Annotated in this window: 9 protein-coding genes; all 9 read right to left on the bottom strand. The window is 74.5% G+C overall.

Annotated elements, in window-relative coordinates; translation table 11 throughout:
- Positions 1 to 58 precede the first annotated feature (58 nt).
- The gene (locus tag ACIGA3_RS10725; protein ID WP_399712894.1) at positions 59 to 1,990 is read right to left on the bottom strand and encodes a TOMM precursor leader peptide-binding protein; all 1,932 of its coding nucleotides are present in this window, start codon (positions 1,988 to 1,990) and stop codon (positions 59 to 61) included.
- Entirely contained in the window at positions 1,987 to 2,739 is a 753-nt protein-coding gene (locus ACIGA3_RS10720) for an ABC transporter permease (RefSeq protein ID WP_399712891.1), read from the bottom strand. Before ACIGA3_RS10720 ends, ACIGA3_RS10725 begins: the two co-directional genes overlap by 4 nt.
- Positions 2,736 to 5,024, bottom strand: coding sequence for an ATP-binding cassette domain-containing protein (locus ACIGA3_RS10715; protein WP_399712889.1), 2,289 nt, complete (start codon positions 5,022 to 5,024; stop codon positions 2,736 to 2,738). Before ACIGA3_RS10715 ends, ACIGA3_RS10720 begins: the two co-directional genes overlap by 4 nt.
- Complete coding sequence (locus tag ACIGA3_RS10710; protein ID WP_399712887.1) at positions 5,021 to 6,148, bottom strand: lantibiotic dehydratase C-terminal domain-containing protein; 1,128 nt, start codon at positions 6,146 to 6,148, stop codon at positions 5,021 to 5,023. Before ACIGA3_RS10710 ends, ACIGA3_RS10715 begins: the two co-directional genes overlap by 4 nt.
- On the bottom strand, positions 6,145 to 8,877 hold the full coding sequence (locus tag ACIGA3_RS10705) for a lantibiotic dehydratase (RefSeq protein WP_399712884.1): 2,733 nt from the start codon (positions 8,875 to 8,877) through the stop codon (positions 6,145 to 6,147). The genes ACIGA3_RS10710 and ACIGA3_RS10705 overlap by 4 nt, the downstream gene beginning before the upstream one ends.
- A 64-nt stretch (positions 8,878 to 8,941) precedes the next feature.
- Positions 8,942 to 10,528 (bottom strand): nitroreductase family protein, encoded by a 1,587-nt coding sequence (locus ACIGA3_RS10700; protein WP_399712881.1) that lies wholly within the window; start codon positions 10,526 to 10,528, stop codon positions 8,942 to 8,944.
- Positions 10,529 to 10,621: 93 nt separating this feature from the next.
- Entirely contained in the window at positions 10,622 to 12,544 is a 1,923-nt protein-coding gene (locus tag ACIGA3_RS10695) for a TOMM precursor leader peptide-binding protein (RefSeq protein ID WP_399712878.1), read from the bottom strand.
- Positions 12,534 to 14,771 carry a TOMM precursor leader peptide-binding protein gene (locus tag ACIGA3_RS10690; protein ID WP_399712876.1) on the bottom strand — a complete coding sequence of 746 codons (2,238 nt, stop codon included), beginning with the start codon at positions 14,769 to 14,771 and terminating at the stop codon, positions 12,534 to 12,536. The genes ACIGA3_RS10695 and ACIGA3_RS10690 overlap by 11 nt, the downstream gene beginning before the upstream one ends.
- Positions 14,772 to 14,809: 38 nt before the next feature.
- Positions 14,810 to 15,898: a BTAD domain-containing putative transcriptional regulator gene (locus tag ACIGA3_RS10685; protein ID WP_399712874.1), complete on the bottom strand. Its 1,089-nt coding sequence runs from the start codon at positions 15,896 to 15,898 to the stop codon at positions 14,810 to 14,812.
- Between the last annotated feature and the right edge of the window lie 182 nt (positions 15,899 to 16,080).

The following is a 16,080-nucleotide window of genomic DNA, read 5'->3' as shown; positions in this document are numbered from 1 at the left end:
TCGGCGTGCGCGGGCCTCTTCACGGCCCGCGCGCCGACGAGCTGAACGCCTGCCCCGCTCACGGGAACGGATGCGGCACCCGCCGCAACTCCTCCTCCTCGAGCGGCGCCGGGACCAGACCGGCCCGGTACGGCGCGGTACGCAGCCTCGGCATGGTGAGGGCCCGCTGCCGCGGCCAGCCGAAGTCGATCGGCAGCAGCCCCGGAGCCAGCGTTGCCACCGTGCGCAGCCCCATCCGCCGCTGCTCGGGCGTGGTCTGGTCGACGGCGATGACCTCGCAGCCCGCCTCGCCCAGCAGGTCCCGCACCAGCAGCAGATCGTCGCGGAGGTCCCCGGTGCGCGGCCGCCGCTCCTCCCAGCCGGCGAACAGCTCGGCCGGCGATGCCGTGCGGGGCGGCTTCAGATAGCCGGTGGCGTGTACGCGCATCGCGGGCAGCCCGAACAGCGCCGCGTGGTCCGGCAGCCGCTTCACCAGGTCGAAGTCATGGGCCATGGCCGCGAGTTCGGCGGGCCGTTCGGCGACCTGGCCGGGCAGGTGGGGGATGTAGGTGAGGATCTCGGAGACCGCCGACTCCACGGCCGTCTCCGGGTCGAAGGAGGCGCCCGCCGCGAACGCCAGGGAACCCGGCGCGTCGTCGCGGCGCACCGCGAGCCCGGTGACCACGGGCACCGGGAGATCCACCCGGTTGTCGAAGACGTGTACGTCGTAGCCCTGGAGCGCGGCCCGCGCCACCATCGCCCGCACGCTCGGCGAGCGCACCGAGTCCAAATCGATCTCCGGCAGCGGCAGATCGCCGTACCAGCCGAGCAGGAAGGCGTCCCGCTCGATGAGTTCGAGCAGGCCGAAGAAGACCGCCTCCTCCCAACTGCTGCCGGTGGCACAGCCGTTGGAGCACTCGAAGACGAAGTTGTCGGCGGCCGTGCCCGCGCTGTAGTAGACCAGCCGGGCCGGTACCAGCACCGGGCGGCCGTCCCGCAGCGACCAGCCGGTCACCCACGGGATGGGCCGGGCCGGGTCGAAGGGCTCGACCATCGGGTCCTCGGCGTAGGTGCGCGGCCCGTACAGCCCGCACGTACGCGGGTCCAGGGCGCGGTCGCCCAGCTCCTCCAGGGAGGCCGTCACCACCGGCGCGCGGTGCCGGCGGTGGGTGCCCGCGTACCGCTCCAGGCCCTCCAGGAAGGCCAGGTCGCGGCTGTCCGTGAAGGAGTTGGCCTGCCCGCTCCAGGTGACGTCGGTGAGCCCGGCGTACCCCCGCATGAAGACGCTGCCCGCGACCGGCGCGGTGGTGGGGGAGGTGACGTCGATCCAGGTGCCGCCGCCCAGCACCCCGCACACCGGGTTGGCCAGGGCCTTCACCGGCAGCGGATGGTCCGACGCCCGGCGCAGCCGGTAGGAGTCCGGGCGCGGCTTGGGCAGCGGGCCCGGCGAGGGCAGCGCGGCCTCGGCCGCCGCGCGCAGTTCCGCCTCCTCGGTGAACGGACGGCAGTGCGGGCACATCGGCTCCGGCAGCAGCGGGAACGTACGCACTCGCAGCGTCTCCAGGTCGACCTCGGTGACCTGGGGCAGCTCGGCGTCCGGTCCCTCGGCGGAGTGCCGGGCCGCGCCGGAGGCGATCAGCCGGTGCAGCGACCACACCGCGTCCACCGTGTGGTCCGGCAGCACCGGCCAGGCTCCGGCCGCCGTGGTCTCCGTACCGGTCTCCAACGCCTCCCGCTCGGTACGGGTCCGCAGCCGCTGCCGCCGCATCGCCAGACAGGTCCCGCAGGCCGGACCGGTCGCCGGGGTACCGCCCCACGGGCCGAGCAGCACGGCCTGTGCGGTCAGATGCACGGTAGCCGGGCCGACGGGGAGCCCGGCCGCACCGAGCACATTGGTGTCGCCGATCCGGGAAACGTCGGGCGCGGGCAGCCCGGCCGCGGTCGCACGCACCGCCAGCCGGGCCTGGAGGTCCGCCCGCGCGGCCTCCAGGGGGGTGATCGTCGTCGTCATGTCCGGTTGCTCCAGCGGAAGATCCGGGTGGCGATCACCCCGAAGAACAGGGCGAACACGGCGAGGCTCGCGCAGTCCAGCGCGATGTCGCCCAGGTCGCCACGGCCGCCCATGGCGTCGGTCAGGCCGTCGTTGAGGTAGTGCAGCGGCAGCACCTTGGCGGCGGTGCGCAGCCAGCCCGGCATCAGGTCGTCCGGGAAGAACGAGCCGGACAGGAACGCCATCGGCACCATCACCAGGTTGGCGATGGCCGCGACCGCCTCCGGGGTGTCGGCCAGACTGCCGACGACCAGCCCCATGGCGAGGAACGCGGTCACCCCCAGCACCAGCAGCGGCAGCGCCGCCCACCAGGGCCCCATGAGCCGCAGCCCGAAGAACGGCAGCAGCGCGACGGCGGTGAACAGCGCGGCCTGCGCGAGCGCCACCCCCATCGCCACCGTCCACCGCGAGGCGATCAGGGTACGGAGCGGGGTCGGGGTGCGCCAGATCAGCCGGAGCAGATCGTCCCGGCGCCACTGCATCAGGGCGAAGCCCACCGAGAACACGGCCGCGTTGCCCACGCCCCAGGACAGCACGCCCGGCGCGATGTAGTTGATGGAGGCCAGCCCGCCGTTGATCTTGTCGCCCTGGAAGATGAGGCCGAACAGCACGAGGAAGGCGAGCGGGAAGGCGAAGGTGAAGAAGAGGGTCGTCTTGTCGCGCACGCTCGCGACATAGGTGGCCCTGGTCAGTGCGGCGTAGGCGCTCAACGGTGGTGCTCCGATCCGGTGCCGGTCAGCGAGAGGTAGGCGTCTTCGAGGGTGGGGGTGCGCACCGAGACCGAGTCGATGTCCACCAGGTCACCGAGCGCGGGCAGCACCCGGTTGGGCACTGTCGTCTCGATGACCAGGTCACCGCCCTGGACGGTGGCCCGGTCCACGTCCGCCAGTGCGAGCGCGGCCTCGGGGGAGAGCTTGTCGGCGGGCACCAGCAGCCGGGTCGGCGCGGCCAGGGCGCGGATCAGGTTGCGGGGCGAGTCCAGTGCGACGACCCGGCCCCCGGCGATGATCGCCACCCGGTCGCACAGCGCCTCGGCCTCGTCCAGGTAGTGGGTGGTGCAGATGATCGTGCGCCCCTCCGAGCGCAACGACCGCAGCAGCTCCCACAGTTCGCGGCGCGCCTCCGGGTCGAGGGCGGCCGTCGGCTCGTCCAGGAAGATCAGCTCCGGCTCGTTGAGCAGCGCGGTGGCGACGGCGAGCCGCTGCCGCTGGCCGCCGGAGAGATGGTCGACCCGCGCGTTCTCCTTCTCGGTCAGCCCGACCCGCTCCAGCGCGGTCTTCGCGGTCTCGGGTGCCATGCCGTACAGCGCGGCCACGGTGCGCAGATGTTCGCCCGCGGTCAGCCGCGCGAAGAACGCCGACGCCTGCGTCTGTACGCCGATCCGGGCCAGCAGCGCGATGTCGCGCGGCCAGGGGCTCTGCCCGAACACGGCGACGCTGCCGGAGTCGGCCTCGCGCATGCCCTCGACGATCTCCACCAGGGTGGTCTTGCCCGCGCCGTTCGGCCCGAGGATGCCGAAGAACTCACCATGGCGCACTTCCAGGGAGACGCCGTCGAGAGCCGTCACCTCCCCGTAGCGCTTGCTGACGCCGTCCAGGGCGACGACGGTCTCGGTGCGGGTGCCGCTCGGGGCGGGTTCCGTCCTGCTGTCGGGTGCGCTCATCTCGCCTTTCCTCAACTGGTGTACGACGGCCGGGACGTGACCGGCCGTCGCGTCCGCCGGGACGGGACGCCCCGGCTCGGTCGTGGGGGAGGCGGCCGCAGCCGCCCCGGTGGTACGCCGGTCCCGCAGGCGCCGGCCGAGCCCGCCCAGCGCCCACAGCAGCAGGACGGCGGCGAGCAGCGCGGGCGGCAGCGCCCAGGCGAGCACCGCCGGGCCGTCCGGCAGCATCGCCCGCAGCGCGGCCCCGCACAGCACCAGCAGCGCCGCGCTCTGCACCGCCGTGAGCAGCGCGAAACCGCCGTACAGCAGCCGCAGCCGCGCCGGATACGCGGCGATGCCCGGACCCCGCCGGAACACCGCGCGTACGGCGAGGCCGGCGAAGGTGCGGGCGCCCTCGGAGAGCCCGGAGACGCCGAGCGCGTGCCCGAGCGCCTTGTAGCCGTCCAGCGGCGGCAGCGGCAGCAGGTTGGCCACGCCGAGGACGGTGCCGAGCAGCAGCAGCGCCCCCAGCGCGGGCCGGGCCTGGGCGTCGGCCGGGAGCAGCGCCCACACCGGGTAGAACGGCACCAGGAACAGCAGGTTCGCGAAGACGCCGGCGCACGCCGTGGCCACCTTCCGGGCCCGGCTGCCGAGGAACTGGACGTCCTCCACCTCGCAGTACAGATAGGTGGCGAAACAGATCCAGCGCAGCCCGATCTCCGTGACCCGCCCGCCCCAGGCCCGCGCGAACAGCCCGTGCGCCAGCTCGTGCAGGGCCAGCCCGCACCACAGCACACAGCCGATGGCGAACAGCAGCACCGGCTGCTCCGCCGCCTCCTCCGTCTGGTGCCACAGCGTCCCGGCCTGCGCCACGACGGCGACGAACACGCCCACGGCGAGCGCGGTCAGCACCGCCAGCACGGCGGGCCGCCGCGCGGGCGCGGTGAGCCGGTGCAGCCGGTCCATCAGCGCGGGCGCGTCCGACACCATCCGGGTCCGCCCGGCGAGAATCCCGTTCGGCGGCCGCCCGGGCCCGGCCGGTGGTGCCGCGGGCGGCGTGGGGGAGCCCTCCAGCAGACCCCGGCCGTGCAACAGCCGCAGCAACTGCCCCCACTGCGCCTCCCCGAGCCGGGCACCGAACGCGCCTGCGTACTCCCCGCCGATCTCGTCGAGCGTCCGCGTCCCGTCCAGCCGGGTGATCAGGAAGTGCTCCTTGGGCCCCAGCTCCAGCCGCCGCCCGGTACGCGGGTCCTTCAGCAGATGGATACGGGCCGCACCGCGCACCAGCCGGGGCCCGGCCACCAGGTCGGGGCGCACCCGGGGGCGGCTGGCGAGGAACGTGCCGGTGGTCACCCCTCACCCCCGCGGCGCCAGCCCGCCAGCGAGTCGTCCGCGTCGCCTTCGGCGCCCCGCGCTCCGCCGTCGCGCAGGGCGCGGGCGAGCACGTACGACAGGAAAGCCTCGTCGCGCACGGTCGTGCTCAGCCGGTTGTTGGTCATGTGCAGATAGGGCGACAGCAGCATCGGCAGCGCCTGCGCCGGGTCGGTGGGGCGCAGGTCGCGGGTGCCGTCCCAGGAGCGGAAGACCAGCTCGCCGTCGCGGGTCAGCGCCAACGCCCGGTCGCGCAGCTCGGCGCAGTGCTCGGCCCAGCCGCGCAGGAACGCCGGGAGCCGCTCGGTCTCGCCCGCCGCGACCGCGTCCCGGATGTCCCGGAACCGGCCGGGCAGGCTCGCGCCCATCGCGGTGTAGGCGCGGTCGTAGCCCGCGTCGGCGGTGTAGTTGGTGCTGGAGAACGCCCGGTTCCAGAAGGTGTGGTAGCGGTCCAGGAAGGACAGCAGGGCCTCGTCGTCCCGCAGGAAGGTGCCGGACATCACCATCATCAGCTGGGCGGACAGCCCGAGCAGCACGGTGCGCAGATGGAGGTTCATGGAGCGGGCGGCCTCGATGACCAGGTCGCTGGAGTGCTGGAAGTGCCACTCGGCCAGCTCGATCCCGGCCGAACCGCCGTACTTGCCGTACTCGGGCTCGTAGGGGCGGTCCTCGAAGGAGTTGTTGGGGCGCAGCAGCATCCGGCCGTCCGGGCCCAGGTACTCCGAGCGTTCCTCGTCGCCGAACTCCAGGGCGAACAGGGTCTCGTAGAGGTCGGCGAAGAAGCCGTCCTTCACCTCGTACAGTGCGGGCCGCTCGCGCAGGAACGTCTCCAGCGCGGTGTGCGCCCGTTCGCGGACCACGGGGGCGTCGGCGGCGCGGGCCGGCTTCAGGCGCAGCCGCAGATGCGGGCCCTCCAGCCAGTAGTTGATGAAGAAGTACCCGGCGAGCAGGCCCTCCTCGGTGAGGGTGTCGACCAGTGGCCGGACGCAGTTCTGGAGCAGCGGGCGGGGGCTGGCCGCGTAGAAGACGTGTACGGCCAGCCACTCGCCGGGCGCCTCCCCGGCGGCCGGGCCTGGCGCGGTGGAGGCTGCGGTGGGAGCGGTCATGGGGTGGCGTCCTCTTCGGGTCGGGCGGCCGGGAGGGGCAGCAGTTCGACGGCGAGTTCGGCGACGTGCCGCCCGCGCGGTGAGGTGACGTGCAGTTCGTCCTCGGCGGGGAGCATCTCCTCGAAGACGGTCCGGGCCCGTTTCCCGGCGAGGAGTCCTTCGAGGGCGGTGAGCGAGAGCGGGCTCTCGAAGTCCACGTACTGCGGCTTGGACCCGCCGAACCAGGCGGCGCCCTGGCCGTCCTCCGTCTCCTCGTGGACGGTGGCGAACACGCGGGCGGGCAAGCCGTGTTGGATACGCCAGCGGTGCCAGGCGAGATACCAGTCGGCGTCGGCGGTGCCGGGCGCCCGTAGCGGGAGGTGGCCGTCGGCGGCGGTCCAGGAGCGCCGCTGGAGCACCAGCGCGTGGTGGCGGACCCGGGGGCGCCGGGTGACGCCGTCCGTGGCGGGACCGGTGGGCACCCCGCGCCACACGTCCGGCACCGAGCGGGAGGTGGGCGAGAACAGCAGCAGGGTGCGCGGGATCTCGGGCAGCACCATCGGCACCAGATAGCCGAGGTAGACCGGGACGACCTCGCGGTCCAGGCGCCGCGAGCGCAGCAGCAGCCGGTCCCCGGCCTCGTCGTGCACGGCGTACAGATCGTCCAGGTGGAGGCGGGCCTCCTCAGGGGCGGTGCTGTTCTCGCCGGGGCAGACGATCTCGTAGTCGGTCAGCCGGCCGTGCAGATTGAGGTTGGTGGTCGCGGCTCCGGCCGTCACCTCGGCGAGTACCACGCCGGGCGGCAGCACCGAACGCAGCCCGTCCCGCAGCGCGTCGGTGAGCCCCGGCCCGTCCGTGCCGTCGAAGCAGTGCGTGAAGCGGGTGAAGGGGAAGCACAGGCCGCCGTAGGAGTTGTTGAGCACGGCCAGCGGACCGTCCTCGCGGCGGGCGAGCTGGAGGAAGTGGCTCTGCGGACGGAACGCGGGCGCGGCGGTGCCGAGCGCGTCGGCCATCTCGTCCACGGTCGCGTCGTCGAGTACGAACTCCTCGGTGTCCTGCGGGAGTTCGGCCCACCGCTCGCGCATCCGGGCGGTCAGTGTGGCGCGGGCCCGGTCGACGGAGGTGATCTCCGGGACGCCGAGCCAGTTCTCCTCCGGGGCGTGGCTGCCGTCCGGGAGGTAGCCGTCCTTGGCCGCCGTGAACTGGAGGTACTGGCGGAAGATGTCCTCGTGGAAGTCGTGGACCAGCCGCAACAGGTCCTCGCAGCGGCCGCCGCGCCCGTACCGGGCGACGAAGAAGCCCTTGAGGGTGAGCCGTTGGGGCAGCGCCACGTCGAAGGCGGGCAGCACCCGGCCGATCGACCGCAGCGGAGCGGCGACCGGCTCGGCCCACTGGGCGAGCGGCGCGCTGGTGGTGCCGGCCGACACGTCCTCGTAGAGCAGTGTCTGCGGCAGTACGGGGCGCTCGGCGCCCAAGTCGACCTGCAGGGAGGCGAGTTCGGTGCGGAGTCCGGTCAGTAGAGCGCGCCGGGTGGGCACGTCGGCGTCCCCGTACCGCGCGACCGCCTCGGCCGGGCCGTCCAGCCGGGCGGCGATGGTGTCCGCCCAGGCCACCCCCAGGCTGCGCAGCGCCCGCTGGAAGGCGCGCAGCGGGTCGGGGCTGTGCACGCTGGTGTCCAGCAACGGGAGCTGGAGCATGCCCAGTTCGCGCAGCGCCGTCAGATAGTGCCCCGCCTCCTCCTCCCCGGCGCCCGTGGTGGCGGCCAGCCAGCGCGCGAGGTCGCCGTGGGTGAGCGTGCCCTCGGTGTCACGCAGCAGCGCCAGCATCCCGTCCAGGGCGCCCTGCCGGCGCAGGAAGAACAGCCGGTCCTGGGCGGCGTCGAAGCTCACCGGCGCGCTGTCGTCCCCCGCCGTGACCGCCCGCCGGACATAGCGCACCCGGTCGTCGTCCAGCTTCCAGCCCGAGGCCGGTGCCACCGGCAGGTCGGCCCGGCGGGCCGGGTCGGCCACGATCAGCTCGGCGAGCCGGGTGAGGACGACCACGTTCAGCCTGGGGTGGCTCGTCCAGTCGTCGCCCACCTCCGTCAGGTCACCGCCCTCCGCGAAGCCGCCGAGCGCGACCCCGGTCAGCGTGCTGAACGGGCTGGTCTTGCAGGCGGTCCGGTACAGATACGACAGCAGCGAACGCTCCATCTTGCGGGCCCGCTTGCCCGGCGCCTCAGTCCGGTCGGCGGCGAACGCGTCGAGCCGCTCCTCCAGCGTGGGCGAGGCCAGCAGGAGACCCCGGCGGAGCCGGTCGTCCAGCGCCAGTTCGCGCAGCGCGGCACGGGTGCGGGCCAGCGCGCCGCCGAGCACCGCCTCGCCCTCGGCGCGCAGTTCCTCCCAGCGCAGCCGCGCCTCCAGCCAGGCGGTGAGATCCGCGCCGGTGTCCCCGCCAAGGCCCTCGGCGAGTTCGCGGGCGGCCGGGAGGCCGGCGGGCAGGCGGTTGTTGAAGACCTGGCGGCGCAGGGCGAGCAGGCGGCGGCGCAGGGCCGCGTCCTCGGTCGCGCCGACCGCGGCCGAGAGCGGATCGCTCAGCCGGGCGCCCAGCGCGCGCAGCCTGTCCTCCTCGGCCGCCGTGCGCGCGGCCCAGTCGGCGGTCTCCGGGGCGCGCAGCACCTCCACGGTCTCGGCCGGGAGGCCGGCCACGCGCAGCATGAAACGGTCGTGCAGGGTCACAGTGGTCTCGGCGATGGTGGTGGCCGGGCTCATACCGTGCTGCCCCTCTCGTGTCGGGACTCCCGCGGACCGGGCAGGAGGCGGTCGGTCGGGCGGGTCATGGGGCGACGATGTCGTAGCGGTAGTCGGCGGGCCGGGGCCGCTCCTCGCCGATCATCATGATCAGCAGCGGCACCTCGCCCCGGTCGGCCACCCCGAACTCCTCCGCGTACGACACGCAGTCGAAGCCCAGCGCGACCCCGCAGCCGGTCCCGGCGGCGGAGGCGGCCGTGTACACGGCCTGGGCGATGGCGCCCACGGCGGCGTTGACCAGCCGCAGCCCCCGGTCGCCCACGGCGTCCAGCACGGCGTACGTACGCGCCACCGGCACCAGCACGGCGGCCGCCTGCTCCAGGTTGTAGTTGGCGAGGAAGTAGTTCTCCTGGAGGAACGCCCCGAACTCGCCGGGCTTCAGCAGCACCAGATCGCCGGTGTCCCGGTCGTACTCGTACAGGCCCGGCGGGACGTCGCGGACATGGTTGACGAAGACGTGGAACCGGGTCAGCGGTGCCCCGCCGGGCGTCTCCACATCGCTGTCCAGCGTGGCGGCCGTGACGGCGGCCGCGAGCGTCACCGACAGCTTGGCCGGGTCCAGCGGCGCCCCCGCGGTGAACCGGCCGAAGCTGCTGCGCCGTTCACGCAGCGCCCGCCGCACGGTGGTGTCCAGCGGGGCGGGGTCGGGCAGCGGCACCCGCTCGCCGGGCCCCGCCGGAGCCGCGAGCGCCGGGTCCAGCCGGCCGGGGGCGGGCCTCTCGGCGGCGCCCTCCAGCGTGGCGGTGTGCACCCGGCCGAGGGTCGGGAAGGTCAGCGTCCGCCGCGAACGCTCGTCCGGCACCCGCCGCACCGCCGCTCCCGGCGTCTTTGGGGCGGCCGCCTCCGGTGCGGGCGTCGCCCAGCGCAGCGGCACCACGGCGAACACCCCGTCCTCCGCCGGGTCCAGGCCCAGCAGCCGCCCGACGCGCGGCTCGTCGAACCACAGGGCGGTGCCCAGCCGCAGTCCGTGCGCCCGCGCCCACATCCGCCAGGTCTCCAGCAGGGCGCCGATGTCCATCGTCACCGCGTGGTAGGAGAAGCTGTTGTACTTGAAGGCGTTCTGCCAGAAGGTCACGCCCAGCACCAGGAACTGATCGGTGTCCGCCTCCGCCAAGTCCCCGAGAGCGGCGCGCACTTCGCCGGACACGTCGCCCGACAGCAGCCGGTTCAGCCGGTGGTGCGGGGTGTCGTAGTAGTAGACGCCCGGGGTGAGCGGGCCGCTCGCGCCGCTCACCCAGTGGACACCGATCGGGTACAGGCCGCCGCCGGAGGCGGTGCCCCGCGACCAGTTGGCGTGGGTGTGGAACGGCAGCGATCCCAGGTCCGAGTTGGCCTGCACCGCCAGCCGGCGCCCGGTCAGCCCGTAGGAGTCCCGGAGCATCGCGGCCAGCAGGGGCAGCGTGAACGCGCCCGTGCCCGGCTCGCCGAACAGGCCCCGGCCCAGCGTGGCGTCGTCCGCGCAGCCGCCGTCGGGCAGCGGGAAGGAGGGCACGCCGGGGAAGTACTTGCCCTTGCGGGGCCGGTCGGCCCAGTCCGGCACGAAGTCGGCCGGTTCCATGGGGGTCCTGCCCCGCCGCATCACCGCGGTCGCGTACTCATGGGCGTATCCCACGGTCACTCCCTAGTCAGCTCGTCTGTGGCGGGCGCCCGGCAGCTGGGGCCGGGCGCCCAGGGTTCGTTGTGCCGCGTTCAGCCGCGGGGGCGGTCAGGGGAAGGGATGCGGGGCCGGGTTGAGGTCGTCCGGCGTCAGATCGGCCGTACGCAGCCGGGCCTCCCGCAGCGCGGTACGGGTACGGGGCAGCCACGGGCCGCGCTGCCGGCTCCACCCGAAGTCGATCGGGACGAGACCGGGCACCAGCACCTTGACCGTGCTCAGGCCCAACTCCCGCTGCTCGGGCGCCGTCTGGTCGACCACCACCACGTCGAAGCCGCGCGCGGTGACGGCCGCGACGACCGCCTCGACGTCCGCGCGCAGGTCGGCCGGTGCGGGCCGGGGACGGTCCGGGGTGAGCGAGGCGAGCGGGACCCGCTCACCGTCGTCCCGGCCGCGCAGCAGGAAGTCGGTGTACCGGCCCATCTCCGGCAGCCCGTACAGCAGCGGATGGTCGTGCAGCACCCGCACCTCGTCGAAGTCGGCCGCCATCCGGCGCAGCCGCCGCTCCTCGCGGGCGGTACGGCGGCGCAGGTTCACCGAGTCGGTGGCGATCTCGCACAGCCCGCCCGCGAGCGCGTCCTCGGGGTCGAGGGAGGCGCCCGCGCCGAAGCACAGCAGCCCCGGCCCGCCGTCGATCCGTTCGGCGACGGCGGTCACCACCGGCACCGGGAAGCTGATCCGGGTGTCGAAGAACCGCGCCCGGTACCCGTACATCGCCAGCCGGTCCACCATCGCGCGGGTCGCGGGCCGCGCACTGCTCGCCGGGTCGATCTCGGGCAGCCGTGCCCGGCCGAACCAGGCGAGCAGGAACGCGTCGCGCTCGATGGTCTCCATCAGCCCGTGGTGCACGGCCTCGGCCAGACTGCCGCCGGAGGCGCAGCCGTTGGAGCTCTCCTGAACGAACCGGCGCCGGATGCCGCCCGGCGCGTGGTAGTAGGCGACCACCTCGGGGACGAGGACCGGCCGGGCGTCGCGCAGCGACCAGCCCCACACCCACTCGACAGGCCGGTCCGGCGCGAAGCGGGGCGCGCCGACCGCGGCCGCGTCGAAGCTGTCCGGGTACAGCCCGGTGACCCGGGGATCGACCGCCGTGTCACCCAGCTCCTCCAGCGTGGCCGTGACGACCGGGCGCCGGGCCCGCGCCCGCATCCCCGCGTACCGCTCCAGCCCCTCCAGCAGCCCGACCCGCACACTCGTGCCGTACGCCCCGGTGTGCCCGCCCCAGTAGCACTCCCGCAGGTAGGCGCCGGAGCGGGTGGTGAAGGCGCCGACCGCCGACGAGGTGGAGGCGGAGGTCAGATCGGGTGCCACGGACGGGCCGAGCATCCCGGTCACCGGGTTGGCGAACGCCTCCAGCGGCAGGTCGTACGCGGACAGCGGACGGGTACGGAAGCTGCCCGGCGTGTGTTCCGGAGTGGGCTCCAGGGCGATCCGGGCACCCTCGGCCGTGTCGTCCGGGCGGCCCGCGCAGGACGGGCACTCGCTGTCCGGCACCAACGGGAACCGGGCGATCCGCAGCGTCTCCAGATCGAGCAGCCACACCCACGGATGCCGTACGGCACGCGGGTGTCGGTCCGCCGCCGAGACGAGCGCGGCCAGCGCGTCCACCACGAAGCCGGCCGCCCACGGCGGAGTCCCGGTCGCGCGGGTCGGCCCGCCCTGCTCCAGCGCGTCCCGCAGGAACCCGGCGCGCACCGCCTGCCAGCGCCGGGCCAGACAGCGCGGACAGCCACGCCCGTCCACGGGGGCGACCGGACCGACCACGGCGTGATGCCCGTACAGGCCGACCGGGATCGTGCCGGGAGCGAACTCCACGGCCTCGTCGGTGAGTTCGTCGCGGACACCGAGCGCCGTCACCACGGCGGGCCGGCCGGGGACGCGGGAGGCGAGAGCGGCGGTCAGCCGCGTACACACCGCGTCCCAGGGCGTGCCGGAGTCGACGGCGGCCGGCGCCGCCTCGGTCTCAGTGGGCACCGGGCTCGCCACCGGTCAGCAGCACCCGCACCGCGTGCACATCGCCCACCGCCAGGTCCGGCGCGGTCACCGGCACCGCGAACGCGTCCCGCCCGGCCGCCGCCAGCGCGTCCAGCACCGAACCCCAGTCGGTCCCGGCCGCGCCCAACGGCACCGGCTCGCCCTCGGCGACCAGCGCGGCCGCCTCCAGATCGGCCCACAGCGGGTCACCGAGGTCAGGCTCGGCCCCGGCCCGCCGCAGCTGCTCCGCGCCGAGCAGATCGCGCAGCGCCTCCAGCACCGCTTCGCGCGACCGCAGACCGCTGCCCGGAGCCCAGCGCACCGCACCGCTCTCCGGATCGGTGAGGCGGGCCACGGCCACGGGCAGCGCGCCGGTGCCCGCCTCGGTGAGGTCCAGCACCTCCACCGTCACGCCCAGGTTCTCCGCCGAGCGCAGCAGGAAGAGCAACTCGGCGTCATCGGTCAGGGAGTTGAGGTCCACCAGCCTTACGGGGGCTGCCCGGCGGATCGCCCGCCGCAGGGCGTCATGGGCCAGGGCGGAGCGCAGGGCGCGGGCCAGCGCCGCGCGGGGGGTGCCCGCGGCGCCCGTACCCGCCGACGTGCGCTCGAACAGGCCCTGGTCGTTCCAGCCGCCCAGCGTGCGCACCGCACCCGTGGGCACCAGCACGGTCCGCCCGTCCAGCAGCGAGGTCGCCTCCGTCCACGCGGCGACCCCGTCCACGGGCACGTCCAGCCCGCTCGATACCGCGAGTTCGGCCGGCGCGACCCGGCTCCACGTGCCGCCGGCCGCCACCCGAGGCGGCACCACGTGCTCGGCGTACACCTCGGCACCCCGGAACAGCGCGGCGAGCCGGGCCCCGGCCACATGGTGCACGTCGATCGCGGAGACCTCCCGTACCCGGCCGGGGGAGACCCCCAGGCGTACGGTGCTCACCTTCAGCGGGGTCTGCTCCCAGTCGTCGTCGGCGTACCCGCCGAACACCCCGGCCGCCTCGCGGACCAGGACGTCACGCAGCTCCAGCGCGGCCAGCGCCGCCTTGGCGGCCGCCTCGTCCGCCGGGCCGTCGGAGGGCAGCGCCATCGGCTCGTCGTCCGCGTGCGGCACCCGCAGCGCGGCCCCGTCCGGGACCTTGGGCTCACCGGAGGTGCAGATGGTGCAGCGGGGGTGCGGCAGCAGCGGCTCGGCCAGCACGTCCAGGGAGTTGAGATCCTGCACGATGACCTGGTTACGGGTCTCGGCCGGCAGCGCCTCCGTCACCAGCCGGAACACCTCGAACGACAGCAGATTGCCGAGCATCCCCGCGAGCGGCCCGGTGGGCACCCGCGCGGGCGCGCCCAGCGGCGCGGCCGGACCGAGAGCGGCCCACAGGTCGGCACTGTCGGCGGCGTCGGAACCCGCGCCCAGCCGCAGCGCGGCGCAGGACCAGCAGCCCGGCGTCCCGGCTGTCATCACCGGCCCGACCACCGCCCGTTCCCCGAACGTCCACGCCCCGAGCAGCCGCCGCCCGGCCGGCACACCCTCGGTGAGCAGCCGCAGCAGCTGACGCGGTGCGTCGGCCCCGGTCACCAGCACGGTGTCCCAGCCGTCGAGGTCGGCCCAGCCCAGGGCCCCGCCGCCCAGCCGAGTCAGCGTGGGCGCGCAGCCCGCCTCGGCGAGCCCCGTGACCTCCGCGTCGAGGTCGGCCGTGCCCCGGGGCTCACGGTCGAGGGCGCCCTCCGCCGCGTCCTCGACCGTGATGGCCACCGTGGCACAGCCGTTGCGCAGCAGACCCAGCGCGGCCCAGCGCGCCATCTCGTCGTCACCGAGGACCGCGACCCGGGTGTCGCGGAACCGGGCGAACCTGCCGTGGGCGTCGTCCGCGTAATGATCCAGATAGTCGAGCTGATGGGCGAAATGCTCCGCCACCTGCGGCGACAGCGTGCTGCCGGTGGGTCTCGGCCCGGCATCCCGGGCAAAACCACGCGCGTAGAGTGCGCGCACGAGTTGGACCACCATGTCGCGCTGCCTGTCCCCCAGGCCGGCGCAGAGTTCCTCGACCCGCCGCTCCCCGTCGAGATGGGGCACGATCAGCGCGGCGAAGCGGTACGCGGACTGGGTGACGACGTTGAACCCGCCGTGCGCGTTGTGGAACAGCACGCCGTTCGGGGTCTGGGTGAACAGGACGTCCCTGCGGATGCGGGGCCGCGACTGGGCGATCTCCTCGTGGGACGAGGGAGCGTGGGCCATGCTGGCGAAACCTCCGGGAGAGAGGGCGGGGAGAGCGGTCAGCCGACGGGGGGTGGGGACTTCTCCGCCGGGTCGTGCGGTGCGGTGGCCGGGAGGCTGGTACCGGCCGCCTGGACGAAGAGCCGCAGCAGGTCGTGGACCCGGTAGCGGCCCGACGGGTCCTCCTCCAGCAGTCCGGCGTCGACCAGTGCGCGCAGCACCAGCGCGCCCGGCGCCGGGGGAGAGGCCCGCTCCAGAGCGGACGGCGCCCCGGCGGGCGCGGACGGCGGCACACCGGAGGCGGGCAGCGCCGGGCGCCCGCCGTACGGCTCGCCCCGCAGCACGGCGAGCTGGAGACCGCGCAGTCCCGCACCCGGCTCCACCCCCAGCTCGGAGGTGAGGTGGGCGTGGATACGCCGGTACTCCGCGAGCGCCTCGGCCCGGCGGCCCGAGCGGTACAGCGCCTCGATGAGCAGCGCCGACAGCCCCTCGTGACCGGGCTGGACGCGTACCGCCTCACGGGCCTCGGCGATCATCTCCCGGTGCCTGCCCAGGCGGAGTTCGCCGTCGAAGACCCGCTCCACGGCGAGCAGCCGCTCCTCGGCCAGGCGCGGGACGTGGTCGCGGTGCAGCTCGTCGGAGTGGACATTGCCGAGCAGTGGCCCCTTCCACAGCCCCAGCGCGGCCCGCGCCAGCCGCAGCGCGGCCTCCGGGTCGTCGCTGGTTGAGGCCCGGCCGAGCAGGTCACGGAAGTCGAGGAGGTCCAGGGTGTCGGCGTCCGCCTGGAGCCGGTAGCCGCCGGGCACCGCCTCGATGGCGCGGTCGGCGACCCCGTACTTGGCGAACAGGCGGCGCAGTCTGAGGACACAGGTGTGCAGCGCCGATCTGCCGCCGGCCGGCGGCCGGTCGCCCCACACCACGCGCTGGAGCAGCTCGCCCGAGACCACGGCACCGGGGTGCAGCAGCAGGGCGGCCAGCAGAGAGGTCGGTTTGGAGGGCTGGAGGACGACGGTCTCGTGGCCGTCGGTGATGGCCAGCAGGCCGAGGACCTGAAAGCGGGGGCGGTCCGGATGCGCCGCGGCGGCCCGCTGATCGGGAAGGGCGCCGTCGGGCGCGGGAAATCCGGTCTTCACCACAGCCTTTCGCATCGCACGGTGAGTGATGCACCAACGGCCTTGCACGACAGGGCACTTGTGCGAACCAGGGGTGTGGCACGTGAACAAGTGATCTGTTGAGACGGGAACTTAGAAGCGATCGGGCCAGTCCGTCCAGTGGTTGACGCGAAACACCTGGTTACAACCGGGGTACGCGGGGCTTTCGCGGCCGAGCG

This window comes from Streptomyces sp. NPDC085596 (assembly GCF_044541565.1).
In the GTDB taxonomy this organism is placed as follows: domain Bacteria; phylum Actinomycetota; class Actinomycetes; order Streptomycetales; family Streptomycetaceae; genus Streptomyces.
Note: the sequence above shows the minus strand (reverse complement) of the source record. Positions and strands in the feature narration are given on the sequence as shown.

What these genes read in the sequence shown, in the direction of transcription:
- ACIGA3_RS10685 (WP_399712874.1), bottom strand. Translation starts at nt 15,898, where the DNA reads ATGCGAAAGGCTGTGGTGAAGACCGGATTTCCCGCGCCCGACGGCGCC.
- ACIGA3_RS10705 (WP_399712884.1), bottom strand. Translation starts at nt 8,877, where the DNA reads ATGAGCCCGGCCACCACCATCGCCGAGACCACTGTGACCCTGCACGAC.
- ACIGA3_RS10710 (WP_399712887.1), bottom strand. Translation starts at nt 6,148, where the DNA reads ATGACCGCTCCCACCGCAGCCTCCACCGCGCCAGGCCCGGCCGCCGGG.
- ACIGA3_RS10725 (WP_399712894.1), bottom strand. Translation starts at nt 1,990, where the DNA reads ATGACGACGACGATCACCCCCCTGGAGGCCGCGCGGGCGGACCTCCAG.
- ACIGA3_RS10690 (WP_399712876.1), bottom strand. Translation starts at nt 14,771, where the DNA reads ATGGCCCACGCTCCCTCGTCCCACGAGGAGATCGCCCAGTCGCGGCCC.